Genomic DNA, 24,731 nt, shown 5'->3' with positions numbered 1-24,731 from the left:
TTCAATGCGGATGCTAAGGAATAAGGCACGCCTGGATGGCCAACGCAAAATCACCGCAAATCTGGGATCAACTGCCCCCTATCCCCGAAAACAAACCCGTTCTGATTGCCGGGCCGACAGCCTCGGGCAAATCGGCGCTTGCCCTTGAGATCGCTGAACGTTTCGGCGGTGTCATCGTCAACGCGGATGCCAGCCAGGTTTACGATTGCTGGCGGGTGATATCGGCCCGCCCGTCGGTCGAGGAAGAAGCCCGCGCGCCGCATCTTCTGTATGGGCACATTGCCTTTGATCAGGATTTTTCCACCGGTCACTGGCTGCGCGAGGTCAAGCCGCTGCTGTCCGGCGGGCAGCGCCCGATCATCGTCGGTGGCACGGGGCTGTATTTTTCCGCCCTGACCGAGGGGATGGCGGATATTCCCGCCACGCCGCCCGATGTCCGTGCTGATGCCGACCGGCTGGACCTGCCCACGCTGATTAACGGGGTGGATGCCGCCACGCTTGAGCGGATCGACACCGACAACCGTGCCCGCGTTCAGCGCGCGTGGGAGGTTCAGGTGGCCACAGGGCGCAGCCTGACCGAATGGCAGGCCGAGACCCCTCCTCCGGTTCTGGATCTGGCGGACACCGTGCCGATTGTCTTTGACGTGGATAAACAGTGGCTTCTGGATCGTATCTCGCGGCGGTTCGATCAGATGTTGGACACCGGCGCATTGCACGAGGTCGAGGCCATGTGCCATCTGTTCGATCCGTCGCTTCCGGCCTTCAAGGCCATCGGTGTTCCCGAATTGATGGCCTATCTCGACGGGCGCATGACGCTGGCCGAGGCCACCGAGCGCGCGACAATTGCAACGCGCCAGTTCGCCAAGCGACAGCGCACATGGTTCCGCGCCCGGATGAAAAATTGGATTCGGATAGATTTCTCAAAATGATACCTGAAGCTTCTCAAGTAATGTGCCCACAGCTACGCAAGCCGGTCACGGGGGTGCGAATCCAGGACCGGGAAGCGTGGTAACAGACGGAACTCGCCCCTCATCTGTCCGGCTGATATCGGGCGCCGCCGCCCGCATATGTCGTTTTTGTATCATGAATGACGATTTCGAACATTGACCTGACCAGATTTCTGGGGCGGAATGAACCCATGGGGATGTCAGAATCCAAAACAAGAAAACCCGTGAACCTGCAAACCGGGCCGCTGCCGGCCTGAGCAGTTCAGAACTTCTTCAAAAAAATACTGTGTCACAGGGAGAGACATTAATGAAAAATCAAACCATGACCGGAAAACCGATCCACTGGGCTGCCGAGATGCACGCTCAGGAGTATCGGGACGGTAAACTGAGCCGGCGCGAGTTTCTTGCCCGCGCTACCGCATTGGGCGTGGCCGTTCCCGCGGCCTACGGAATGATCGGTCTTCAGTCACCTGCAAAGGCCGACGAAGTACCGCGTGGCGGCACCATCCGTTACCAGATGGAAGTGCGCGCCCTGAAAGATCCACGCACCTATGACTGGACCCAGATCGCGACCTTCACCGCGGGCTGGCTGGAATATCTGGTCGAATATAACAACGACGGTACGTTCAAGCCCATGCTGCTGGAAGGCTGGGAATCGAACGCCGACGCGACCGAGCACACGCTGAACGTCCGCAAGGGGGTCAAGTGGAACAACGGTGACGATTTCACCGCCGAGGACGTCGCGCGCAACATCACCATGTGGTGTGATGCAACGGTCGAAGGCAACTCGATGGCGTCCCGTATGACGTCGCTGGTTGATGCCGACACCCAGAAAGCCGCTGATGGCGCGATCACTGTCGTGGACCCGCACACCGTCAAGCTGAAATGCCAGTCGCCGGACATCACCATCATCCCCGGCATGGCCGACTATCCGGCCGCGATTGTCCACAGCAGCCACGACCCCGCCAATATGCTGGCCAATCCGATCGGCACGGGCTTTATGCTGCCCGAAAGCCACGAGGTCGGCGTCAAAGGTGTGCTGGTGCGCAACGAAGGCCACGAGTGGTGGGGCTATGCCGCTGGCAAGGGCGGCTATGTCGACCGGATCGAATTCATTGACTACGGCACCGATCCTGCGGCGTTCCTGGCCGCGTATGAGGCCGAAGAAATCGACATGAACTGGGAGTCGGTTGGCGAATTCGTCGATATCTTCGACGGTATCGGCCTGACCCGTTCGGAAATCCCGTCCGGGTTCACCATCGTGATCCGCCCGAACCAGCTGGCCGAAGATGCCGACGGCAACAAGATCTATGGCGACAAGAAGGTCCGTCAGGCCCTTGCCATGGCCGTCGACAACGAAGTCTGCCTGGAGCTGGGCATGTCCGGTTACGGTATTCCTGCCGAAAACTGCCATGTCGGCCCGATGCACCCCGAGTTCGACTCGGCCGTGACGCGCATTCCGTATGACCCGGCAGGCGCAAAAGCCCTGATGGACGAGGCCGGAATGGGTGATTTTGAGCACGAAGTTCAGTCGATTGACGATGACTGGCGCCGGAACACCACTGCGGCGGTTGTCGCCCAGCTGAACGACGCTGGCATCAAGGCCCGCCACACGGTTCTGCCGGGATCGACATTCTGGAACGACTGGACCAAATACGCCTTCTCGTCGACCAACTGGAACCACCGGCCGCTGGGTACGCAGGTTCTGGCACTGGCCTACAAGTCGGGCGTCGCATGGAACGAGTCCGGTTTCGCCAACGACGAATTCGATGCTCTGCTGGCCGAAGCGAACTCGATCGCGGATGTCGACAAGCGTCGCGAAGTGATGGCCAAGCTTCAGGCCATCATGATCGACGAAGGTGTGACCATTCAGCCGTATTGGCGTACGGCCATGCGCCACCACCGCGACAATCTGGTGGGGGTCGAAAAGCACATCGCGGACCTGCCGCAAATCTACAAATTCGGCGTCCTGTCCTGAATTGAACCAACAAGAGCCGCGCCCCCGGGTGCGGCTTTTTCGTCCGATGCGTGACGATTCAAAAAACAGCGAGGCGCGGACCGGAATGGAAATCGCGCTAGCCTACCAACAGGGGCTAACATGGGACTATTCATACTAAAGCGTGTCGGCATCATGCTCGTGACAGCATTGTGTCTGACATTCTTGGTCTTTTTCCTCACCAATCTTTATCCAAACCTCGAAAAGCTTGCCAAAACGCAGGGCAACTTCCGCATGTCGGATGAGCAGGTCGAAAGCTTCCTTGCAAAAGGCGGTTACCTGCAGCCGACGCCGGTCAAATACGGCGAGTGGCTGGGCGTTCTGCCGTCCTATCGGCATACCAACGAGGACGGCACTGTTCAGGGCAGATGCATTCTGCCGGGCAAAACAGCCGAGGAATCGCCCAGATTCTGTGGCATTCTCCAGGGCTATTGGGGCTATTCCACCGTCTTCAAGGAAGAAGTCTCGACCGTTGTCGGCAACCGGCTGTCTCTGACCGGGCGGCTGATGTTCTGGGTGATGTTGCTGATGGTCCCTTCGGCATTGATCCTTGGAATTCTGGCGGGCATGAAAGAGGGATCGGCCACCGACCGAACCCTGTCGACCTTCGCAATCACCACGACGGCGACACCGGAATATGTGTCGGGCGTTATATTCATCGCCATCTTCACCTCGTCAGCCGTGGGCCTCAAATGGTTCAAGGGAACCGCGACCCAGGCGATGGAGAACCCGACATTCGAGAACTTCTTTCTGCCGGTCCTGACCATCGCGCTTTATGGCATGGGCTATATCGCCCGCATGACCCGCGCGTCGATGACCGAGGTGATGACCGCGCAATATATCCGAACCGCGCGCCTGAAAGGTGTCTCGTTCCCGAACATTGTGATGAAACACGCGCTGCGCAATGCGCTGATCGCACCGTTCACCGTCATCATGCTGCAATTCCCGTGGTTGTTGAACGGCGTTGTGATCGTCGAGACCCTGTTCAACTACAAGGGCTTTGGCTGGGCGCTGGTACAGGCGGCGGGCAACAACGACATCCAGCTGCTGCTGGCGATCTCGGTCGTGTCGGTCTTTGTCGTGCTGGTGACGCAGCTGATCTCGGATATCGGCTATGTCTACCTCAACCCGCGCATCCGCATTTCGTAAGGGAGATAGATCATGGAACCTCTTAGCTGGACCGGCTCTATCGCCTTACTGAACCCCCTGCTGATGATCGCGCTGGCGGCGCTGGTAATTTCGATCATCGTGTGGATCCTTGGCAGCATCCTGCTGCCTGAAACCCCGGTGAGCGTCAATCTGGACGGCACCATAAGCTCAGGCTCGGGCTTGCGCGGTTTGACGCAAACGGCATTGCGCTACAGTTTTTTCGCCTGTGTCGCTCTTGTGTTGGCCTATCTGGTGCTTGGCATCCTTCTTGGAACCAGCGCCGGCATCATCGGCGCGGTTGCGCAGCAGTTCCTACCTGTCTGGCTGTCGCTGATCATCCTGTTCGCCATGTCGATTGCGTTCAAACGCAAGCTGGGGCTGTACGGGAAACTCTTCGACAGCCCCATCGGCATGATCGGATTTGGCCTTGTTATGTTCTGGGTGTTCACCGGTATCTTTGGCGCACTGGACCTGATCGTGACCCATGATCCTCTGTCCCAGATTTCGGGCATGAAGAACAAGGTGCCGGGAACCCCCGTTCCCAATATCGAAGAAGGCGAATATGCCTGGTACCTGCTGGGCGGCGACAACCTGGCCCGCGACGTGTTCAGCCGGATGGTCAAGGGCGCGTGGATCGTGGTGCAGATCGCCCCGCTGGCAACCATGTTCGCCTTTATGGTCGGCATTACGCTGGGCCTGCCTGCCGGGTATTACGGTGGTCGCCTGGATACGTTCCTGTCCTTCCTTGCGAACCTGATCCTGGCCTTCCCCGTGATCCTGCTGTTCTACCTGCTGGTCACGCCGGAAATCGTGGCGACCGGAGTGCCGAACTATATGGCGGCGGTATTGTTCGTGTTCCCGATCCTGTTTCTGGGCGTCCTGCTGAACTCGCGTTTTTACACAAGGCCGAGCTTCCGCACACCGCTGCTGATCGGGGTTCTGGGCATCGCGCTGTGGCTGTATCTGTCGCTGATCTCGACCGGAGGTTACATCATCGAAACCGATACCTACCGGATCTGGGGTCTGCCCACGTTTCTGGACCTGTTCGATATTCCCGGCGGTATCCTTGTGGTGTTCGTCTCGGTGGTCTTCGTGAACTCTCCCACCGTGTTCCGTATCGTGCGGGGGCTGGCGCTGGACATCAAAACACGCGACTATGTGGCGGCGGCGCAGACCCGCGGCGAAGGTCCCTGGTATATCATGCTGTGGGAGATTCTGCCCAATGCGCGCGGTCCGCTGATCGTCGATTTCTGTCTGCGCATCGGCTATACCACGATCCTGCTGGGAACCCTGGGTTTCTTCGGGCTGGGCCTGCCGCCGGAAAGCCCGGACTGGGGGTCCACGATCAACGAGGGGCGCAAGCTGCTGTCGATCTATCTGCACCCCGCCCTTCCGCCCGCGCTGGCGCTGCTGTCGCTGGTTCTTGGTCTGAACCTGCTGGCGGATGGTCTGCGCGAAGAAAGTCTGAAGGACTGATGTGATCAAGGCCGGGGGCTCTGCCCCCGGACCCCCGAGGTATTTTTAGCCAGATGAAGGGGATCCCCTGACTCTCGCGAGGAGTAAGCAAGATGAACAAACTGGCGGATTATGATGGCCCGATCCTGGAGATCGACAAGCTGTCAATTTCATTCTTTACCCGCCTGCGGGAAATTCCCGCCGTGATGGATTTCTCGGTCAGCGTGCAGCCGGGCGAAGCGGTCGGCCTGGTGGGTGAATCCGGGTGTGGCAAATCCACCGTTGCACTTGGCGTCATGCAGGACCTTGGCAAGAACGGCCGCATTGTCGGCGGCACCATCAAGTTCAAGGGGCGCGACCTGTCCGAAATGAGTTCGGACGAGCTGCGCGACATCCGCGGCAACGAAATTGCGATGATCTATCAAGAGCCGATGGCCTCACTGAACCCGGCGATGAAGATCGGCAAACAGCTGATGGAAGTGCCGATGATCCACGAAGGCGTCGGCGCAGAAGAAGCCTATGCCCGCGCGCTGGAAGTGGTGACCGATGTACGCCTGCCCGACCCGGAGCGGATGCTGAATTCGTTCCCGCACCAATTGTCGGGCGGCCAGCAGCAGCGCATCGTGATTGCCATGGCGCTGATGTCCAAGCCATCCTTGCTGATCCTGGATGAACCGACCACCGCGCTGGACGTGACGGTTGAGGCCGCCGTGGTCGAACTGGTCAAGGATCTGGGCAAGAAGTATGGCACCTCGATGCTGTTCATTTCGCATAACCTGGGTCTGGTCCTTGAGACATGCGACCGGCTGTGCGTGATGTATTCGGGCGAAGCGGTCGAGCGCGGCTCGATCCATGATGTCTTCGACGAGATGCAGCACCCCTATACACAGGCTTTGTTCAGGTCGATCCCCCTGCCTGGTGCGGATAAGAACGCGCGCCCGCTGGTGGCCATTCCCGGCAACTTCCCCTTGCCGCATGAGCGCCCACCGGGCTGTAATTTTGGCCCGCGCTGCGATTATTTCGAAGAAGGCCGCTGTGATGCCCAGAACATTCTGATGGAAGCCGTCCCCGGCAATGACCGGCACCATACGCGCTGTCTGAAGTTCAAGGAGATCGACTGGAACGCGCCGATCACCGTTGGCGAGCAGAAAGGCAAGGCCGAGATCGGACGAACCGTTCTGAAGATGGACAACCTCAAGAAGTATTACGAAGTGGCCGCGAACGCCCTGTTCGGTGGTGGCGAAAAGAAAGTTGTAAAAGCCAATGAAACGCTAAGTTTCGAGGCGCATGAATCCGAGACGCTGGCCATTGTGGGCGAATCCGGCTGTGGCAAGTCAACCTTTGCCAAGGTCTTGATGGGGCTGGAGACGGCCACTGACGGGCAGATCCTTCTGGACAACCGGAATATCGAGCAGGTGCCGATCGAAGAACGCGACGCCAAAACGGTTGGCGAGGTTCAGATGGTGTTCCAGAACCCCTTCGACACGCTGAATCCGTCGATGACCGTGGGGCGCCAGATCATCCGGGCGCTTGAGATATTCGGCGTCGGCAATTCCGAGGCCGAGCGCAAGAAGCGGATGCTGGAACTGCTGGATCTGGTGAAACTGCCCCGCGCCTTTGCCGAGCGGATGCCGCGCCAACTGTCGGGGGGCCAGAAACAGCGTGTCGGCATTGCGCGCGCCTTTGCCGGCGATGCGCGGATCGTTGTTGCGGATGAACCGGTCTCGGCGCTGGACGTGTCGGTGCAGGCGGCGGTGACTGATCTGCTGATGGAGATTCAGCGCGAACATAAGACGACGCTGCTGTTCATCAGCCACGACCTGTCCATCGTACGCTATCTCAGCGACCGTGTGATGGTCATGTATCTGGGTCACGTGGTCGAGTTGGGGACGACGGATCAGGTGTTCGCGCCGCCCTATCACCCCTATACCGAAGCTTTGCTGAGCGCCGTGCCCATCGCGGATACGTCCATCGAAAAGCAGCACATTGTTCTGGAAGGCGATATCCCGTCCGCAATGAGCCCGCCGCCCGGCTGCCCGTTCCAGACGCGGTGCCGCTGGAAATCCGAAGTTCCCGGCGGGCTGTGTGAACGTGACGTTCCGCCAGTGAAAACGCTGGCGGACGGGCATCAGATCAAGTGCCATCTGTCAGAGGACATTCTGGCCCGGATGGAGCCGGTGATCAAAATCGCGGCAGAGTAAAATCCAGTCAGAAAGAACCGGCCTCAGCGCCGGTTCTATTTTCGATCTCTCGCTGGTTCACCCGCCCCAGATCACTTTGACGTAGTTCTGAGTTTCCTTGTAAGGCGGGATGCCGCCATGTTCTTCAACCGCCTTCGGTCCGGCGTTGTAGGCCGCTAGTGCCAGACGCCAGGATTTGAACTTGCGGTATTGCCACGACAGGTAACGGGCCCCGCCTTCCAGATTCTGCTTCGGGTCATGTGGGTTCACGCCCAATAGCCTGGCGGTGCCGGGCATCAGCTGCGCCAGTCCCAAGGCGCCTTTGTGCGACCTTGCGCGCGGATTCCAGCCGCTTTCCTGTTGCACCAGACGCAGAAACAACTCCTCCGGCACATTGTGCTTGCGCGCCGCCTGACGGGCCAGTGTCATATATTCCCCGCGGTACTTTCCGGTATAGCGTTTGCTGAACTGGGGCTGAGAGGTTTTGGGTTTTAACCGCTCGGAATCCCGATACTGCGTGGCTGCACGCGTATCCAAAACCTTGGATTGTTTGAGGAAAATGTCCCTGCGGCTTTTTGTGGACAGCGTGTCGGCGGTTACGGGAACCGAAACCAGCACAAAGCACAGAACAGAAAAACAACAAACCAGAAAACGCATTAATGCCAATCCCGCTCGTTCAGGAACCCGATTTAGTATAAATATTTCAGTTAATAATGAAAGCTTGGTAAACGGAACCTGAGAGATTTCTTGCCCACTGTTGCATTCATCAACTGTGTTTTAACCATGACGCAGGCCGTATAGGGTCGCATGGATACACAGCGTCAGATTCGGGCGCACTCAAGTCAGTCAATAACGGGGAAATTCATGGCGGGTTCAGTCAACAAGGTCATTCTGGTCGGAAATCTAGGCCGCGATCCCGAGGTCCGGTCGTTCCAGAACGGCGGTAAGGTTTGCAATCTGCGCATCGCCACGTCCGAGACATGGAAAGACCGCAACACCGGCGAGCGTCGCGAGCGGACCGAGTGGCACTCGGTCGCGATCTTCTCGGAGCCTTTGGCGCGGATCGCCGAGCAATATCTGCGCAAGGGCAGCAAGGTTTACATCGAAGGTCAGCTGGAGACACGCAAGTGGCAGGACCAGTCCGGCCAAGACCGGTACTCCACCGAGGTTGTTCTACGCCCCTACCGGGGCGAGCTGACGCTTCTGGACAGCCGCGGCGAGGGCGGCGGTGGCGGATATGGCGGCGGCCAGTCGGGCGGTTACAGCGGCGGTCAGGCCGGCGGTGGTTACGGCGACCCCTATGGCGGCTCGTCCAGCGCCCCTGCCCCGGCATCCGGCGGAATCGACGACGACGAGATTCCGTTCTAACCCAGACGGAGACTTATGATGACATGGTCCTTCTCACTCGGCCGGCTATTGGGGTCGGAACTGAGGGTCCATGTCACCTTTTTCCTGCTACTGGCCTGGGTCGGGTTCGCCGCCTATTCCAGTGGCGGGCTGCCCGCCGCGATCGAGAATCTGATCTTCGTTCTGGCCCTGTTCGCCTGCGTTGTCGCGCATGAGTTCGGCCATGCGCTGATGGCGCGGCGTTACGGGATCAAAACCCCCGACATCACCCTTTTACCCATCGGCGGGCTGGCGCGGCTGGAACGGATGCCGGAAAAACCAATGCAGGAGGTTTGGGTGGCACTGGCCGGACCGGCCGTCAACATCGTCATCTGGGTCATTCTGGTCGCCTTCGGGGCCGGGATGCCCCTGGAAACGATGGCGCAGATCGACTCCACCGGACCGAGCCTGTTGAATCGCCTGGCCTATGTGAACCTGTTGCTGGCCGCCTTCAATATGATCCCGGCCTTTCCCATGGACGGCGGACGTGTATTCCGCGCGCTGCTTTGCCTGAAAATGGATCGGGTCAAGGCGACACGCGTCGCTGCGATGAGCGGCCAGGCTGTTGCCGTGGCTTTCGGCTTCTGGGGATTGAGCACCGGTAATGCCATTCTGGTTCTGATCGCCGTTTTCGTCTTTGTTGCCGCCAGTTCCGAAAGTCAGGATGTTGCCATGCGTTCGGTCGCCCGCCGCGTTCTGGCGCGGGACGCGATGATCACCGAGTTCCACGCCCTGACCCCCGACGACACACTCGCCACCGCGGCTCAGGCCGTCATTCATACAACGCAGCACGAATTTCCGGTGTTGCGTCCAGACGGGGCACTGCTGGGCTTCGTCACCCGCGACCGGCTGTTCGCGGCGCTGGCCGGTGAGAACCCGAGGTCAGACCCCGCAACGTCGATCATGGTCACCGATATCCCGCAAGTACCGTTGACCAGCGGGTTGGAAAAAGTGCTGGACGGGTTGCACAAAGGTGCCCCCGCCATTGCCGTATGCACGCGGGCCGGGCATATGGTGGGCTATATCACCCGTGAAAATATCGGCGAACTGATGGTCATCCGCGGGCGGTGATCAGACCGTTGCCAGCGCATCTTCGAGCACCGACAAAACAGCCTCGCGCGGGACGTCTGAAGTGACAAAAGCCTGCCCGATTCCGCGGGCCAGAATGAACCGCAACTGGCCGTCGATGACTTTTTTGTCCTGCGCCATGAGATCGACCAGCGCCTCGGCACCCGGCAGGTCTCCGGGAATGTCGGCCAGATCGGTTTTCATCCCCATCGCGCGCAGATGCGCCCGCACGCGGCTTGGGTCTTCCTGCGAACACAGGCCCAGACGCGACGACAACTCGAACGCCAGAGCGCAGCCAATGGCGACGCCTTCACCATGCAACAGCCGGTCGGAATAACCGGTTGCCGCTTCCAGCGCGTGGCAGAACGTGTGGCCAAGGTTCAGCAATGCGCGGTCGCCCTGCTCGGTCTCGTCGCGCGCGACGATATCGGCCTTCATCTGAACCGAACGCGTTACAGCCCGCACCCGCGCGGCCATATCTCCGACCGAGACATCCGGTCCGTTGGCTTCCAGCCATTCAAAGAAATCGGCATCACCCAGCAGCCCGTATTTCACCACCTCGCCGTAGCCCGACAGAAAGTCGCGCCGGGTCATCGTACCCAGAACCGAGGTATCGGCCAGAACAAGAGACGGCTGGTGAAAGGCACCGATCAGGTTTTTGCCCTGCGGCGCATTGATCCCGGTCTTGCCGCCCACCGAACTGTCCACCTGCGCCAGCAGCGAGGTCGGTATCTGAACGAACCGCACCCCGCGCCGCAGCACAGCCGCAGCGAATCCGGCCAGATCGCCGATGACGCCGCCACCGAGGGCCACCACGACGTCACGACGCTCGATCTTTTCAGCCAAGAGCCATTCGACCGCGCGTTCGAATTGCGGCCAGCTTTTGGTGGCTTCGCCTGCGGGCAGAGCCAGCGAGGACATCCCGATCCCGGCCGCCGCCAGCCCGTCGCGCAAGGCGTCCAGATGCAGATCCGCCACGTTTTCGTCCGTCAGAACAGCAACCCTGGACCGGTGCAACAGCGGGGCAATCCGGGCACCAGACTGGGCCAGCAAATCGGGGCCGATTTCCACGTCGTAGGATCGTTCACCCAGTTCTACATGTACGGTTTGGTGCATTATTTCGGTTCCAAAACATCTGGGCGCGTGACCAAAGCGGCCAGTACCCGGTTCACCATATTGTCGATCGAGGTTTCGCCGTCGGAGTTGGCCGTCAGGTCGGCCTGCGCATAAACCGGTACGCGGTCCTCATACAAGGCGCGCAGAGTCGCAAAGGGGTCCGATGTGCGAAGCAGCGGGCGCGTGTTCTTGTGTTTGACCCGGTTCCACAACACGTTCAGATCCGCACGCAGCCAGACAGACACGCCGCGCTCTGTGATCATCTTGCGGTTCTGCTCGGCCAGAAAGGCTCCGCCACCGGTCGAAAGTATCCCTTTTTCCTCGTCCAGCAGACGCCCGATAACCTGGCTTTCCTTGGCGCGAAAAAACGGCTCACCGTCGCGTTCGAAAATCTCGGGGATGGTCATGTTGGCCGCCGATTCGATCTCGGCATCGCTGTCGAGGAAGGGAACACCCAGCCGGGCGGCCAAAGCCCGGCCCACAGCGGTCTTTCCCGCCCCCATCATCCCCACAAGAACCACTGTTTTGTGCAGCGCATAGCCCGCAGCGGGGTCAGAGGTGTGGGTGTTATGCTTAATTTCGCTCATTTCATCGTGAATGACGTGATCTTAGGAAAAATGCCAGTTATAACTTGGACAAAAGAGAAAATTGGGGCAGCGTTGAGCAATGGGCCGTCTGATCAAGTTCCTGTTATATCTGATTTGCCTGAGTTTTATCGGGCTGGTGGCATATGCCTACCTGGGACCCTTCTTCGGTGCGGATTTCTCGGCCCCGCAGGACGAGGTTCGTGAGCCGGTAATCCTGAATGTCGAATAAGGCCGCGGTGTTCGCGCTGTTTCTGGCCGGATCGGCGCAGGCGCAACAGGAACCCCTCTCTGTCATCGAATGGTTGAGCAACCCGCCCGAAAACCTGCCGGGTACGGTTCTGCTGGAACCACCTGTCACGCAGAGCGGCGTTCAGCCGGATGTCGAGGTCACACCGCTTGAGGCGTTGTCGCAACCGCTTGGTCTTGTGTCTTCGTCAGTGACTGGCCTGCCGGTTGATCTATGGCAAAACAGCGACCCTGATCGGCTGGCCGAACTGATCGCCCGCGTCCCGGTCAGGTATAACCCCGCCATGCAGCGCCTGCTGTTCACCCTGCTTCTGACCGAGGCCCGCGCGCCGTCAGGACCAAATGCCGAGGAAACCCTGCTTCTGGCGCGGCTCGACCGGCTGATGCAATTGGGCGCGGCCGACCCGGCGCAGTCTCTGGTGCAGCTTGCAGGCCCGACCGACAGCCGCGACCGGTTTCAGCGCTGGTTCGACGCCACGCTGCTGACCGGGGATGAAGATCGCAGCTGCACCGCCCTGATTGCGCAGCCGCATTTGTCCCGGGATTACGCGGCACAGATTTTCTGCAAGGCCCGCCGGGGTGACTGGGCCTCGGCCGCCCTGACGCTGGAGGCCGCTCACGCGCTGCAGGTTCTTCCCATCGAAGACCTTGACGTTCTGGACCGGTTTCTCAGCCCCGAGCTTTTCGAAGACGCGGAATACCTGCCGCAACCGGAAGATCCCGATCCGCTGAGTTTTCGCCTGTTCGAAGCCATCGGCGAACGGTTGCCCTCTGCCCCTCTGCCGCGCGTCTTCGCCAATGCCGACCTGCGCGACGTGGCAGGCTGGAAAGCGCAGATTGAAGCCGCCGAACGCCTGACCCGGATCGGCGCTTTGACACCCAACCAGTTGCTGGGTCTTTACACCGAACGCGATCCGGCGGCGTCCGGCGCGGTTTGGGACAGGGTCGCGGCCATACAAAAGTTCGAAAGCGCGCTCGGATCGCGCGACCCCGCATCCATCGCCAGGGCTCTGCCGAATGTGTGGACTCAGATGAGCAGCGTCGGGCTGGAAGTTCCGTTTGCCGAGCTTTTTGCCAGCCGGTTGTCGCAGGTCACCCTGTCCGATCCCACCGCCGAAGCGCTGCGTTGGCGCATTCTTCTGCTGTCTGAACTTTATGAAACCGCCGCCCTTTCCGCACCGGATCAGTCCGAGGAAACGCAATTCCTGGCTGCTTTGGCTCAAGGTGATCCGGGGCGCGCCCGTTCTCCATCACCTCTGGCGGATGCGGTGGCCGAAGGTTTCGCATGGGCAACGCCAATCCCATCCGATATCGAAGCGATGCTGGCCAACGGGCAACTGGGCGAAGCGATACTGGAAACCATGGGGCGGTTTGCCCATGGGGCGCGGGGCAATCTGGTGGACCTGACGGCCGCCATTGCGACTTTGCGCCGGGTCGGTCTGGAGGACACCGCCCGACGCGCGGCCCTGAACCTGCTGATCCTGCAGGACAGTTGATCATGGTATCCCCCGCCACTCAGGATCTTTGGATTTCCACATTCCTGCAGGCGCAGGCGGCCGAGCTTGGCGCGGCCACCAACACTTTGCTGGCCTATGGCCGCGACCTGAAGGACTTTTCCGCCTGGCTGGATCGGCGCAAAATCGGATTTGCGGCGGCGGAGCGCGACCATATCGAGGCGTATCTCATCGCTTGCGATGCACAGGGGCTGTCGCGGTCCACACGTGCACGGCGATTGTCGGCAATTAAGCAAATCTATCGCTTTGCGTTTGAAGAAGGCTGGCGCGAGAGCAACCCGGCCATTCAGATCAAGGGCCCCGGACGGCAAAAGCGCCTGCCAAAAACGCTTGATGTTCCAGAGGTTGACAAATTGTTGCAGGCAGCCCGCAATTCAGGCCGCACCTCGTCGGACCGGATACGCAACACCTGCCTGATGGAAGTTCTGTACGCCACCGGCATGCGTGTCACCGAACTGGTCTCGCTGCCCGTATCATCGGCCCGTGGCGATCCGAGAATGCTACTGGTGCTGGGCAAAGGCGGCAAGGAACGTATGGTTCCGTTGTCCCCGCCCGCCCGCGACGCTCTGGCTGAATGGCTGAAGGTTCGGGACACTGCCGAAGACCAGCTGGTGGCCGATGGCGGGCAGCGATCCCGGTTCCTGTTCCCGTCACGTGGCAAGTCGGGGCACCTGACTCGTCACATGTTCTTTTTGCTGGTCAAGGAACTGGCCGTTCAGGGCGGCGTCCCGCCGGAAAAGGTAACGCCCCACACTTTGCGCCACGCCTTCGCCACGCATTTGCTGGCCAACGGGGCTGATCTGCGGTCAATCCAGACATTGCTGGGTCATGCGGATGTCGCCACCACCGAGATTTACACTCATGTGCTGGACGAACGGCTGGCGGACCTTGTGCTGGAGCATCACCCGCTGGCGAAAGACCCCGGCGACAAGGGCTAACCCCTTGATCCGCCGAGGCGGCACGCCCATAACAAATGCAGCAACACCAACAACCAAGGACCGATGGAACCCACATCTTCTCTGATCGACGGCGCATTCTGGATAACCACGGGCGCCATTTTGCTATTGCTGGTCCTTTCGGGGTTCTTCTCGGGTTCTGAAACCGCGTTGACGGCATCCTCGCGCGGGAAATTGCGGGCACAGGCCGACAAGGGTTCGCGCGGGGCCCAAAAGGCGCTGGACATCACCGACGACAACGAACGCCTGATCGGTTCCGTCCTGCTGGGGAACAACCTCGTGAACATTCTGGCGGCCTCGCTGGCAACCGCGCTGTTCACGCGCCTGTTCGGGGAAAGCGGCGTTGCGCTGGCAACGCTGGTGATGACCCTGCTGGTTCTGATCTTTGCTGAAGTGCTACCCAAAACCTACGCCATCACAAACGCTGAAAAGGCCGCTGCGGCGGTGGCGCCCATCATCGGCGCGGTGGTCACCGTGTTCTCGCCCATTGTTGCAGCGGTGCGCCTGCTGGTTCGTGGCGTCCTGCGCCTGTTCGGCGTTCAGATCGACCCCGACAGCAACATCCTGGCCGTGCGCGAAGAAATCGCCGGAGCATTGCAGCTGGGTCATTCCGAAGGCGTGGTCGAAAAGGAAGACCGCGACCGCATTCTGGGTGCGCTGGATCTTGGGGACCGCGCGGTGGAAGAGATCATGCTGCACCGGTCGAACATCGAAATGATCGACGCGGACGACACGCCCGAGGCGATCTTGCAGCAATGTCTGAAAAGCCCGCACACCCGCCTGCCCGTGTTCCGGGACGAGCCGGAAAACATCGTGGGCGTTGTTCACGCGAAGGACCTGTTTCGCGCCATGTATGCCCATGCCGGCAGCAGCGAGGGCGACACCAACCGTCTGAAGGAATTCGACATCTCCAAGGTGGCGAATGACCCCTATTTTGTACCCGAAACCACCACATTGGACGACCAGATGCGGGAATTTCTGCGCATGCACAGCCATTTTGCGCTGGTTGTCGATGAATACGGCTCGCTGCGCGGCCTGATCACGTTAGAGGATATTCTCGAAGAGATCGTGGGTGAGATCGCCGACGAATTCGACATCGAGGAAGATGTGCCCGTGACCCGCACCGAAGACGGGCAGTATCTGGTCGAGGGTGCCATGACAATCCGCGACGCAAACCGTGCGATGGACTGGTCGCTGCCTGACGAAGAGGCCAACACCGTGGCCGGGCTTGTCATCCACGAGGCTCAGATGATCCCAACGGTGGGGCAGGTTTTTTCCTTCCACGGATTCCGATTTGAAGTCACCGAGCGTGAGGGGAACCGGATCACAGGATTGAAAATTCGCCCCCTATAGCCAACGGCCAGCGACACGTTTTGTCGTGAACAGAACAGTAAACCCTGCCCCGCGCTTGCAGGTTTTGGCTTGAACCCAAGGGAGGCGAGACGTGAAGACCACAACTCAGGTAGCAGTGATCGGCGGGGGCGTTGTCGGATGTTCGGTTCTTTATCACCTGACCAAGCTGGGCTGGTCGGACGTGATGCTGCTGGAACGGTCCGAGTTGACCAGCGGGTCCACATGGCACGCGGCGGGTGGCTTTCATACGCTGAACGGCGACACCAACATGGCGGCTCTGCAAGGGTATACGATCCGCCTTTATAAAGAGCTGGAAGAGATTACCGGCATGTCCTGCGGCCTGCACCATGTGGGCGGCGTGACACTGGCCGACAATCAGGACCGGTTCGACATGCTGCTGGCGGAACGCGCCAAGCACCGGTTCATGGGGCTGGAGACCGAGATCGTCGGGCCGGACGAGATCAAGAAGATCGCTCCGATCACCAATACCGACGGAATCATCGGCGCGCTTTATGATCCGCTGGATGGGCATCTTGATCCGTCGGGCACCACCCACGCCTATGCCAAGGCGGCCCGGATGGGCGGCGCGACAATCGAAACCCATTGCATGGTACGCGAAACCAACCAGCGCCCGGACGGCACCTGGGATGTGGTCACCGATAAGGGCACTATCCACGCCGAACACGTGGTCAACGCCGGTGGCCTCTGGGCGCGCGAAGTCGGCGCGATGGCGGGCGTTTACTTCCCGCTGCACCCGATGGAACACCAGTATCTTGTGACCGATACGATCCCCCAGATCGAAGCGATCATCGATGCCGGCGGTGAACATCCGCATGTGATGGACCCCGCCGGTGAAAGCTATCTGCGGCAGGAAGGGCGCGGTCTGTGCATCGGCTTCTATGAACAGCCCTGCAAGCCGTGGGCGGTGGACGGAACCCCGTGGGAGTTCGGGCACGAATTGCTGCCCGACGACTACGACAAGATCACCGACTCGATCGAGTTTGCCTATCGCCGCTTCCCGGCACTGGCCGAGGTCGGGGTAAAATCGGTGATCCACGGGCCGTTCACCTTTGCGCCCGACGGAAACCCTCTGGTCGGGCCGGTGCCGGGGATGCGCAACTATTGGTCCGCCTGCGGTGTGATGGCCGGGTTCAGCCAGGGCGGCGGCGTTGGTCTGACGCTGGCGCAATGGATGATCGAGGGCGAACCTGAGCGGGACGTCTTTGCCATGGACGTCGCCCGGTTCGGCGACTGGATTAGCCCCGGCTATACCCGACCGAAGGTGATCGAGAACTACCAGAAACGGTTCAGCGTCGCCTACCCCAACGAAGAATTGCCTGCCGCGCGCCCGAACCGCACGACGCCGATGTACGACATTTTCACCGATCTGGGCGCGGTCTGGGGTCAGCAATTCGGGCTGGAAGTTCCCAACTATTTTGCGCAGGACGATGAGCCGGGCTATGAGACGCCCTCGTTCCGCCGCTCTGACGCGTTTGGTGCGACCGGGCGCGAAGTGCGCGCGGTTCGATCCGGCGTCGGCATCAACGAAGTCCATAATTTCGGCAAGTACCGCATCACCGGACCCGGCGCGCGCGCCTGGCTCGACCGGATCATGGCGGGGCGCATTCCAAAGCCCGGGCGGGTTTCACTGACACCCATGTTGTCACCCAAAGGCAAGCTGATCGGTGACTTCACCGTTTCCTGTCTGGCTGAGGGGCAGTTTCACCTGACCGCGTCCTATGGCAGCCAAGCCTATCACATGCGCTGGTTCCTGCAGCATCAGGACGATGGCGTCGGGATCGAGAACCTCAGTGACCGGCTCAACGGATTTCAGGTTGCAGGCCCAAAGGCGGCTCAAGTTCTGGCCGCCTGCACCCGTGCGGACATTTCGAACTTTCGGTTCCTCGATGTGCGACGAATGGCGATTGGTATGACAGACTGTATCGTCCAGCGCGTCAGCTATACCGGCGATCTGGGGTTTGAGATCTACTGCGATCCAATGGCCCAGCGGCAGGTGTGGTGGACCCTTTGGCAAGCAGGACAGCCCCACGGCATGGTTCCCTTTGGCATGCGCGCCATGATGAGCCTGCGTCTGGACAAGTTCTTTGGCTCGTGGATGCGTGAATTCTCGCCCGACTATACAGCGGCCGAAACGGGGTTGGACCGGTTCATTTCGTTTTCGAAGAACGTCGATTTCATCGGCCGGTCCGCAGCCGAACTTGAACGGACCGCCGGGACAGCGCGCAAGCTTGTCGCGTTCGAGGTTGAAGCCGACGACGCCGATGTGAACGCGTATGAGCCGATCTGGCTGGACGGTCAGGTCGTCGGGTTCTGCACCTCGGGCGGGTATTCGCATTTTGCGGAAAAGTCGGTCGCGATGGGCTTTCTGCCGACGGACCGCATTTCGGACGGTTTGCAAGTCGAGATCGAAATTCTGGGCCAGATGCGCCCGGCGCGCGTCATCTCTGAGCCGCTGTTTGACGCGGATGGAACTCGGATGCGGGGATGACAGCGCGGGCCTGCGACGGCATGTTGGCGATATGAACCAGATACCGATCATCCTGCTGGCCGCGGGTCAGTCTCGTCGCATGGGCGGTGCGGACAAGCTTATGCAGCCCGTCGACGGTATCCCGCTTTTGCGCCGGTCTGCCCGGATCGCGCTGCACGCGGCGCCTGTCATTGTGGCGCTGCCGCCAGCCCCACATGCGCGATATTTGGTATTGGAGGATCTGGACTTGCACAGGGTAGAAATCCCGGATGCAACCGAGGGGATGAATGCCAGCCTGCGCGGCGCCCTGGCGCATGTGCCGGAAGACGCCCCGGCCGCGATGGTGTTGTTGGCCGACTTGCCGGATATCACGACCGAGGATCTGCGGGGTGTCGCCGCCTCAACCCAGACTCATCCGGACAACCTGATCTGGCGTGGTGCAACCGCAGCGGGCGAACCCGGTCATCCGGTGGTGTTCGACCGCAGCGTGTTTCAACACCTCGCGCGTTTGACAGGCGATGAAGGGGCACAAAGTGTGGTGCGTACGTTTGCGAGCAAGGTCCACCTGCACCCGTTGCCTGGCCGAAACGCGCTGCTGGATCTGGACACACCCCGGGACTGGGCCGACTGGCAGTCAAAACGCAAGGGCTGAAAAGAACGCGGCCCGGTCGATTTCGACCGGGCCGGTTGCCCAAAACAGGACTACCACTTTTCACCAATCCTGAAAACGCGGCCAAAGTTGCCTAACTGGCATTCTGGCGATTCCGCTGCTGAACCTAAACAAGACCCCCTCGTTAACATGCCGCTCAGCGTTTCCAGTGACTGTGACAAGCCTTGGACACCCCCTAGTGCCGTCGGCTCCCCCTCGCTTGGGCACCTCCATCGTCACCGATCCGACGTCTGCAAACAACGTAAAATTGGAGAGAACGGTAAATTTTACAGGGGTCGGAATGGTTTTTCCGCAACATTAGCCACAAGAGGATTCTACTTTAAGGAGAGTGCCATTTTTGGCGGACGTTGCGTCACTTTGCGTTATGCACAAACCTAATTCGCAATCTGGCAGTTATGCTGACAGTTGTCGAAAAAAATGCAGGTTGCCTTGAGGCATCGCCACAACCAAAAGAAGATCGACAATTTTGAGAGAAATGCGCCCGATAATTTGTTAACGAATCCGATTCAATTCAACTCTTTTTCTGTTTTGAACGCCAGATCGGCAACAATCCACCGATTCGCGACTTCTGATTCGCACAAATCCTCCGATCACCGGCTGTATTCTGGCGGCACAGAACATCCTGTTTGTGGCAAAATTAAGATTTCTTAACCCGCCAATCAGGAAACACTCAGACTGATGGCGCATCTCCTGATCCAACGCGCGGCCGCAATCGCGTGATATAAACAGGAGACAAATATGAGCATCCGCAAATCCTCTCTTCTTCTTCCCCCCACGTCCGGTTGGGTCGGCGTTGGCGCCCTGAGCGCCGCATTGCTGGCGACAACCGCCCTGCCCTCGATGGCCGACGAAGCACTGGCCGATCTCGTCGAAAGTGTGTCGCCCTCGGTGGTCACGATCATCGCTGAACAGGACGCCGCCCCGGTTCCGGCTCAGGGTCAGGATTTCAATTTCGATGACCATCCGTTTGGCGAGTTCTTCAAACGCTTTGGTACGCCCGAAGGCTTCAACGCGCCGCAGCGCGGGCCGGCCCAGGGGCTTGGGTCCGGGTTCGTGCTGGATGCGGACGGCTTTATCGTCACCAATCACCATGTGGTCGATAACGCATCGACCGTCACTGTCCGCCTGAACGACAATCGCAGCTTTGAGGCCGAGGTCATCGGCACCGACCCGCTGACCGATATCGCGGTTCTCAAGATCGACGCCGGTGAAAGCCTGCAGGCGGTGGAACTGGGCGATAGCGACGTGATCCGCGTGGGCGAAGACGTTGTGGCCATTGGCAACCCGTTCGGCCTGCATTCGACCGTGACCACCGGGATCGTTTCGGCCAAGGGCCGCAACATCTCGCAGGGTCCGTATGCTGAATTCATCCAGACCGACGCGGCCATCAACAAGGGCAACTCGGGTGGTCCGCTGTTCAACATGGAGGGCCAGGTTGTCGGCGTGAACTCGGCCATCTATTCGCCCAGTGGCGGATCAGTAGGTCTGGGCTTTGCCGTGACATCGAACATCGTTGACCATATCGCCGCTGACCTGCGGGACGACGGCCAGGTCAGCCGCGGCTGGCTTGGGGTGTCGATCCAGACTGTCAGCCCGGAACTTGCCTCGGCCATGGGTATCGATACGGCGACCGGCGCGCTGGTGTCGGATGTTGTCGAGGGCAGCCCCGCCGAAGGTGTGCTTCAGCAAGGCGATGTCATCCTGACCTTCAACGACGAAGCCGTTGATTCCAGTAGCGATCTGCCGCTTTTGGTCGGCACGACCAAGGTGGGCACAGACAGCGTTCTGACCGTTCTGCGCGACGGCAAGGAACAACAGATCGAGCTAACCATCGGCCAACACCAAAGCGCCGCGGCGGAAATCGACGAGTCTGTCGATGAAGGCGTTTCCGGTACTGCTCTGGGTGTTACCGTCGCTCCGCTGACCGATCTGAACCGGTCCGAAATGGGTGTCGGAAAGAACATCGACGGCGTGGTCGTCACAGACCTGAAGCCCGACAGCCCTGCGGCCAAAGCCGGCCTGCAACGCGGCGATGTGATCGTCAAACTGGGCAGTCAGGACACCGTGACCCCGGACGCGTTGAAAGCCGCGCTTGACAGCGAAAAGACCGATCCGGCCCTTGTGCTGATCAATCGCGGTGGCAATCAGATCTTTGTTGCGGTGGAAATCGCCTGATCTGACACCTGCGCGCGCCACATGATGGGGAAATCTGGCGGGCGCCTCCCTGGCGGTTTTGAATTGTCCGCAATCCGCCGGGGCTGCCGGGTGCGCTGCGACGCACCCGGCACGTAGACTACTCAATCCATATGATTTTTCTGAATTTTGTGTTTAACTCCCGGTAGAAAGGAACTCGGATAATGAGCCGCCGCTTGCTGATCGTCGAAGATGACGAAGACACCCGGGACTTCATTGCCAAGGGATTTGGTGAAGAAGGCTATGTGGTAGAGCTTGCCGCCGATGGCCGCGAGGGTTTGTATCACGCCACCGATGGCGGCTTTGATGCGGTTGTCCTCGATCGCATGCTGCCCGGGCTGGACGGCCTGTCGCTGATCAAATCCATGCGGGCCGCCGGGCTGAAAACACCGGTTCTGATGCTGACCGCGATGAGCGCCGTTGACGAACGCGTCAAGGGGCTGCGCGCCGGGGCCGATGACTATCTGGTCAAGCCCTTCTCGTTTCAGGAACTGCACGCCCGGATCGAGGCGCTGCTGAGACGTCCGCAGGAAGCCGAGGAAAGCCCAACCCTCAGCTGCAAGGACCTTGAGATGGACCTGCTGACCCGAAAAGTCACCCGCAACGGGCGTGAGGTCACCCTCACCCCGCGCGAATTCCAGATACTTGAGTTCTTCCTGCGCCGGAAAAACCGCGTGGTGTCGCGCACCATGTTGCTGGAAGGGGTCTGGGACTATCATTTCGACCCGAATACCAATGTGGTCGATGTCCATATCTCGAAACTGCGACGCCAGTTGGACGAAGGCGGCGAGCCGCCGTTGATTGAAACCGTTCGCGGTGCCGGTTACATGATATCTGATGGATAACCTGCGGCTATCGTTCAACAATTCGCGCACCCGTCTCGTTCTGGCCAGCATGGTTCTCAGCACGTTGCTGACGGCTACCGTGCTGGCGCTGGTCTATGTGACGGCCAACCGCAGCATCGAGGGGGAAACCCGGTCTGTGGTATCGGCCGAGTTGACGGGTCTGGCGGATGAATATGAACGCCGTGGCCTGATCGGGCTGATGACGGCGATTGAACGGCGCATACCGACCGCATCCGAGCGTGATGCGCTTTACCTTCTGACCGACCGGTTCGGGGCCAAGCTGGCGGGGAACCTGAAACAATGGCCCGAGAACATTGCCGCCGGCAGCGGCTGGGTCGATCTTGAGCTGCGACGCGCGGACAATGACCAGTTGGTCCCCATTTCCGCAGCTTCTGTCCGCCTGCCCGGTGGCGAGCGTCTGCTGGTCGGGCGTGACGCGCTGGCGCGGCAACAATTCGACCGGGTATTGCTGCGGTCCGTCGGCATTGCCCTGGCGATTGCCTTGGCACTAAGCGTTCTGACCGGCTGGCTGTTTACCCGGCTTGTCTTTTCCCGCCTGTCCGATATTGCCAGCACCGCCGAGAATATCGTTTCGGGGGACCTGTCCCGCCGGATGCCGATGCGGGGCACCGGTGACGAATTCGATCAGGTGGCCGGGACTTTGAACACCATGTTGGACCGGATCGAAGAGTTGGTCAGCAACCTGCGCACCACCTCAAACTCGATCGCGCACGACCTGCGCTCGCCCCTGTCACGGTTGAAACAGCGGGTCGAGGCATTGTCCGATCCAACAAAAACCGAACAGGAACGCGAGATCGACATCGCCCGCGCGACGGTAGAGATCGATCATGTCCTGCGGGTCCTGAGCCAGTTGACCGAGATTTCCCGCGCCGAAGCGGGGGTTGGCCGCGAACAGTTCGAGCCAGTAGACCTGCAACAGCTGGTGGCGGATGTGGCTGAGCTTTATGACCCGGTCGCAGCCGATCAGGGTATCCGATTGGAAATTACCGGCACGGCGGACCCTATTCTTGGACACCGCCCGCTGCTCTCTCAGGCATTGTCAAACCTCTTGGAAAACGCGATGCGATATGCGCCGCAGGGCACAGCCGTTACAATCCATCTTGGAGAAGACGGCCCCCATACCTGCCTGAGTGTCAGGGATCGGGGTCCGGGCGTGCCGCAAGAAGACCTGTCGCGTCTGCAGATGCCGTTTGTCACGCTTGATCCTGCGCGGACAGAACGCAACGCCGGGCTGGGGCTGGCCCTTGTTGCGGCCATCTCACATATGCATGGCGGTGCGTTTAAGGCGCGCAACTGCGACCCCGGGCTGGAAGCGATGATCAGATTGTCGCGCAAGCCCTAACCCGGGACGCCATTGATCGCCATCGTCTTGTTTTTATATCGTTTATCTGCGGTCACGTCCGTCCCGAACCAATCGGGCGGCACATATCCCTGCGCCTCAGCTTCGGTCTGAAATTCAACTTCGACCAGTTGCAACGGGGCAAGATCCCCCTGGAATACATCCAGTTCAAAGACCCGCCCATCCGGCAACTGGCCGGTAAAGCGTTCCTTTTCGACCCGGCGCCCATCCGTTTCCGGCCAGAAGGTTTCGAACTGCTCGGCCGAGATTTCGGCCTCGCGCTCGACCCGCACCATTGATCCGCTGCCCTTGAGGGTCAGGAAATATCTGTCGTTCTTTTGCCGCAGGCGCAGTTCAGTGGAATCGTCGGGTGCGGTCAGATACCCCTGACGCACGACGGCTTTTTCTGCGCCGCTCAGGTCCGGCAGATCGGCGACTAGAAACTTGCGTTCGATTTCGGTGCTCATTTGGTTGAAGCCACTCCGTGTTCCAGTTCGTTAAACAGCGCGCTGTAAGCGGCGCTGGCGGCGCTGCGGCCGGCATAGATACTGACCGGGGCGCGATATTGCCCCATACGCTCAATATCAGCGGCAAAGGGGATTTCCGTCTGCAAGAACCGCTTTTTGTACAGTTTGCGCATTTTCTCCATCGTGTCCTGATGCAGAATTTTTCGCCGCTGCACCATTGAAAAGAATGCCTTGAGCTTCTTCTTGGGCAGCCCCTGTTTTTCAAAAAATCCGACAAGCTGGTCGAATGTCCGTTCGGACAGGGTGGTCGGGATGACAGGCACGACAATCTGATCCGCAGCCTTGAAGATATTTTCGGACAGGGTCGAAAAGTTTGGCGGACAATCCAGAATAATAACGTCGTAATCACTGCCTGCCGTGGCCAGTGCCTTTTTCAACCGCGACCGTTTGTTCCGCATTCGGGACAGGAACACGTCAAAATCGCGAAAGGTCAGGTTGGCGGGCAATACGTCCAGCCCGTCAAAGTCACTTGCCCGGATCGATCTGGTGAACCGCTCCACATCTTCGAAAAACCGCGCGTCTGTCAGCTTTTTGGACGGCTTCACCCGGAAATAGAACCCCGACGCGCCCTGCGGATCGAGATCGCAGAGCAGCACCGCATACCCTGCCCGCGCATAGGCATAGGCCAGATTCACCGAGGTTGCAGTTTTCCCGACACCGCCCTTGTTGCTGTAACAGGCAATGATCTTCAATCC

At 59.9% G+C, this 24,731-nt stretch carries 21 protein-coding genes; 16 read left to right on the top strand and 5 right to left on the bottom strand.

Translation table 11 applies throughout. From position 1 onward, the window contains the following. The first annotated feature begins 35 nt into the window (after window positions 1-35). From miaA to ACR0D8_RS04800, 5 genes are all read left to right on the top strand, one after another. Window positions 36-929, top strand: coding sequence for a tRNA (adenosine(37)-N6)-dimethylallyltransferase MiaA (gene miaA / locus ACR0D8_RS04820; protein ID WP_480644939.1), 894 nt, complete (start codon window positions 36-38; stop codon window positions 927-929). A 325-nt stretch (window positions 930-1,254) separates the two neighbouring features. After that, a complete protein-coding gene (locus tag ACR0D8_RS04815) occupies window positions 1,255-2,925 on the top strand; it encodes an ABC transporter substrate-binding protein (RefSeq protein ID WP_480644938.1) in 1,671 nt (556 codons plus the stop codon). A gap of 120 nt (window positions 2,926-3,045) precedes the next feature. Beyond that, a complete protein-coding gene (locus ACR0D8_RS04810) occupies window positions 3,046-4,092 on the top strand; it encodes an ABC transporter permease (protein ID WP_480644936.1) in 1,047 nt (348 codons plus the stop codon). Window positions 4,093-4,104: 12 nt separating this feature from the next. Further along, on the top strand, window positions 4,105-5,568 hold the full coding sequence (locus ACR0D8_RS04805) for an ABC transporter permease (RefSeq protein ID WP_480644934.1): 1,464 nt from the start codon (window positions 4,105-4,107) through the stop codon (window positions 5,566-5,568). A gap of 92 nt (window positions 5,569-5,660) precedes the next feature. Next, complete coding sequence (locus ACR0D8_RS04800) at window positions 5,661-7,748, top strand: dipeptide ABC transporter ATP-binding protein (RefSeq protein WP_480644933.1); 2,088 nt, start codon at window positions 5,661-5,663, stop codon at window positions 7,746-7,748. A gap of 57 nt (window positions 7,749-7,805) precedes the next feature. Here ACR0D8_RS04800 and ACR0D8_RS04795 read toward each other — a convergent pair whose 3' ends face one another. Next, window positions 7,806-8,384 carry a lytic transglycosylase domain-containing protein gene (locus ACR0D8_RS04795; RefSeq protein WP_475160163.1) on the bottom strand — a complete coding sequence of 193 codons (579 nt, stop codon included), beginning with the start codon at window positions 8,382-8,384 and terminating at the stop codon, window positions 7,806-7,808. A 207-nt stretch (window positions 8,385-8,591) separates the two neighbouring features. Between ACR0D8_RS04795 and ssb the strand changes: the two genes are divergently transcribed. Together ssb and ACR0D8_RS04785 are read left to right on the top strand one after the other, a co-directional pair. Then, window positions 8,592-9,095, top strand: a complete 504-nt coding sequence (gene ssb, locus ACR0D8_RS04790) for a single-stranded DNA-binding protein (RefSeq protein ID WP_480644932.1) — start codon at window positions 8,592-8,594, stop codon at window positions 9,093-9,095. A gap of 18 nt (window positions 9,096-9,113) precedes the next feature. Further along, on the top strand, window positions 9,114-10,184 hold the full coding sequence (locus tag ACR0D8_RS04785; protein ID WP_480644931.1) for a site-2 protease family protein: 1,071 nt from the start codon (window positions 9,114-9,116) through the stop codon (window positions 10,182-10,184). On the opposite strand, the gene aroB is transcribed toward ACR0D8_RS04785, so the two are convergent. Together aroB and ACR0D8_RS04775 are read right to left on the bottom strand one after the other, a co-directional pair. Continuing rightward, entirely contained in the window at window positions 10,185-11,297 is a 1,113-nt protein-coding gene (gene aroB, locus ACR0D8_RS04780) for a 3-dehydroquinate synthase (RefSeq protein WP_480644929.1), read from the bottom strand. It abuts the gene before it with no gap. After that, window positions 11,297-11,884 carry a shikimate kinase gene (locus tag ACR0D8_RS04775; RefSeq protein ID WP_480644927.1) on the bottom strand — a complete coding sequence of 196 codons (588 nt, stop codon included), beginning with the start codon at window positions 11,882-11,884 and terminating at the stop codon, window positions 11,297-11,299. The genes aroB and ACR0D8_RS04775 overlap by 1 nt, the downstream gene beginning before the upstream one ends. 79 nt (window positions 11,885-11,963) lie before the next feature. Here ACR0D8_RS04775 and ACR0D8_RS04770 point away from each other — a divergent pair, with 79 nt between their 5' ends. The 9 genes from ACR0D8_RS04770 to ACR0D8_RS04730 all read left to right on the top strand — a co-directional run bounded on the left by ACR0D8_RS04770 (window position 11,964) and on the right by ACR0D8_RS04730 (window position 23,512). Then, window positions 11,964-12,113: a hypothetical protein gene (locus tag ACR0D8_RS04770; RefSeq protein WP_475160138.1), complete on the top strand. Its 150-nt coding sequence runs from the start codon at window positions 11,964-11,966 to the stop codon at window positions 12,111-12,113. Continuing rightward, entirely contained in the window at window positions 12,103-13,626 is a 1,524-nt protein-coding gene (locus ACR0D8_RS04765; protein ID WP_480644926.1) for a hypothetical protein, read from the top strand. Before ACR0D8_RS04770 ends, ACR0D8_RS04765 begins: the two co-directional genes overlap by 11 nt. Window positions 13,627-13,628: 2 nt before the next feature. After that, on the top strand, window positions 13,629-14,582 hold the full coding sequence (locus ACR0D8_RS04760; RefSeq protein WP_480644924.1) for a tyrosine recombinase: 954 nt from the start codon (window positions 13,629-13,631) through the stop codon (window positions 14,580-14,582). 63 nt (window positions 14,583-14,645) lie between these two features. After that, window positions 14,646-15,953, top strand: coding sequence for an HlyC/CorC family transporter (locus ACR0D8_RS04755; RefSeq protein WP_480644923.1), 1,308 nt, complete (start codon window positions 14,646-14,648; stop codon window positions 15,951-15,953). 91 nt (window positions 15,954-16,044) lie between these two features. Next, entirely contained in the window at window positions 16,045-18,462 is a 2,418-nt protein-coding gene (locus tag ACR0D8_RS04750; protein WP_480644922.1) for a GcvT family protein, read from the top strand. A 31-nt stretch (window positions 18,463-18,493) separates the two neighbouring features. Further along, window positions 18,494-19,093 carry a nucleotidyltransferase family protein gene (locus tag ACR0D8_RS04745; protein ID WP_480644921.1) on the top strand — a complete coding sequence of 200 codons (600 nt, stop codon included), beginning with the start codon at window positions 18,494-18,496 and terminating at the stop codon, window positions 19,091-19,093. Between the two features lie 756 nt (window positions 19,094-19,849). Continuing rightward, the gene (locus tag ACR0D8_RS04740; protein ID WP_480644920.1) at window positions 19,850-21,286 is read left to right on the top strand and encodes a Do family serine endopeptidase; all 1,437 of its coding nucleotides are present in this window, start codon (window positions 19,850-19,852) and stop codon (window positions 21,284-21,286) included. Between the two features lie 182 nt (window positions 21,287-21,468). Continuing rightward, window positions 21,469-22,149, top strand: a complete 681-nt coding sequence (locus tag ACR0D8_RS04735; protein WP_475160125.1) for a response regulator transcription factor — start codon at window positions 21,469-21,471, stop codon at window positions 22,147-22,149. Next, a complete protein-coding gene (locus ACR0D8_RS04730; protein ID WP_480644917.1) occupies window positions 22,142-23,512 on the top strand; it encodes an ATP-binding protein in 1,371 nt (456 codons plus the stop codon). Before ACR0D8_RS04735 ends, ACR0D8_RS04730 begins: the two co-directional genes overlap by 8 nt. On the opposite strand, the gene ACR0D8_RS04725 is transcribed toward ACR0D8_RS04730, so the two are convergent. Both ACR0D8_RS04725 and ACR0D8_RS04720 read right to left on the bottom strand, forming a co-directional pair. Then, window positions 23,509-23,976 carry a CYTH domain-containing protein gene (locus ACR0D8_RS04725; protein WP_480644915.1) on the bottom strand — a complete coding sequence of 156 codons (468 nt, stop codon included), beginning with the start codon at window positions 23,974-23,976 and terminating at the stop codon, window positions 23,509-23,511. The two genes, ACR0D8_RS04730 and ACR0D8_RS04725, sit on opposite strands and share 4 nt — an antisense overlap. Beyond that, complete coding sequence (locus tag ACR0D8_RS04720) at window positions 23,973-24,728, bottom strand: ParA family protein (RefSeq protein WP_480644914.1); 756 nt, start codon at window positions 24,726-24,728, stop codon at window positions 23,973-23,975. The genes ACR0D8_RS04725 and ACR0D8_RS04720 overlap by 4 nt, the downstream gene beginning before the upstream one ends. Between the last annotated feature and the right edge of the window lie 3 nt (window positions 24,729-24,731).

It is taken from the genome of Ruegeria sp. BG10 (assembly GCF_056538575.1).
This window is presented reverse-complemented; position numbering and strand designations above follow the sequence as displayed.

What these genes read in the sequence shown, in the direction of transcription:
- ACR0D8_RS04745 (WP_480644921.1), top strand. Translation starts at nt 18,494, where the DNA reads ATGAACCAGATACCGATCATCCTGCTGGCCGCGGGTCAGTCTCGTCGC.
- ACR0D8_RS04740 (WP_480644920.1), top strand. Translation starts at nt 19,850, where the DNA reads ATGAGCATCCGCAAATCCTCTCTTCTTCTTCCCCCCACGTCCGGTTGG.
- ACR0D8_RS04815 (WP_480644938.1), top strand. Translation starts at nt 1,255, where the DNA reads ATGAAAAATCAAACCATGACCGGAAAACCGATCCACTGGGCTGCCGAG.
- ACR0D8_RS04765 (WP_480644926.1), top strand. Translation starts at nt 12,103, where the DNA reads ATGTCGAATAAGGCCGCGGTGTTCGCGCTGTTTCTGGCCGGATCGGCG.
- ACR0D8_RS04805 (WP_480644934.1), top strand. Translation starts at nt 4,105, where the DNA reads ATGGAACCTCTTAGCTGGACCGGCTCTATCGCCTTACTGAACCCCCTG.
- ACR0D8_RS04795 (WP_475160163.1), bottom strand. Translation starts at nt 8,384, where the DNA reads ATGCGTTTTCTGGTTTGTTGTTTTTCTGTTCTGTGCTTTGTGCTGGTT.
- ACR0D8_RS04735 (WP_475160125.1), top strand. Translation starts at nt 21,469, where the DNA reads ATGAGCCGCCGCTTGCTGATCGTCGAAGATGACGAAGACACCCGGGAC.
- ACR0D8_RS04725 (WP_480644915.1), bottom strand. Translation starts at nt 23,976, where the DNA reads ATGAGCACCGAAATCGAACGCAAGTTTCTAGTCGCCGATCTGCCGGAC.
- ACR0D8_RS04730 (WP_480644917.1), top strand. Translation starts at nt 22,142, where the DNA reads ATGGATAACCTGCGGCTATCGTTCAACAATTCGCGCACCCGTCTCGTT.
- ssb (WP_480644932.1), top strand. Translation starts at nt 8,592, where the DNA reads ATGGCGGGTTCAGTCAACAAGGTCATTCTGGTCGGAAATCTAGGCCGC.
- ACR0D8_RS04760 (WP_480644924.1), top strand. Translation starts at nt 13,629, where the DNA reads ATGGTATCCCCCGCCACTCAGGATCTTTGGATTTCCACATTCCTGCAG.
- ACR0D8_RS04755 (WP_480644923.1), top strand. Translation starts at nt 14,646, where the DNA reads ATGGAACCCACATCTTCTCTGATCGACGGCGCATTCTGGATAACCACG.
- ACR0D8_RS04775 (WP_480644927.1), bottom strand. Translation starts at nt 11,884, where the DNA reads ATGAGCGAAATTAAGCATAACACCCACACCTCTGACCCCGCTGCGGGC.
- aroB (WP_480644929.1), bottom strand. Translation starts at nt 11,297, where the DNA reads ATGCACCAAACCGTACATGTAGAACTGGGTGAACGATCCTACGACGTG.
- ACR0D8_RS04800 (WP_480644933.1), top strand. Translation starts at nt 5,661, where the DNA reads ATGAACAAACTGGCGGATTATGATGGCCCGATCCTGGAGATCGACAAG.
- ACR0D8_RS04770 (WP_475160138.1), top strand. Translation starts at nt 11,964, where the DNA reads ATGGGCCGTCTGATCAAGTTCCTGTTATATCTGATTTGCCTGAGTTTT.
- ACR0D8_RS04785 (WP_480644931.1), top strand. Translation starts at nt 9,114, where the DNA reads ATGACATGGTCCTTCTCACTCGGCCGGCTATTGGGGTCGGAACTGAGG.
- miaA (WP_480644939.1), top strand. Translation starts at nt 36, where the DNA reads ATGGCCAACGCAAAATCACCGCAAATCTGGGATCAACTGCCCCCTATC.
- ACR0D8_RS04810 (WP_480644936.1), top strand. Translation starts at nt 3,046, where the DNA reads ATGGGACTATTCATACTAAAGCGTGTCGGCATCATGCTCGTGACAGCA.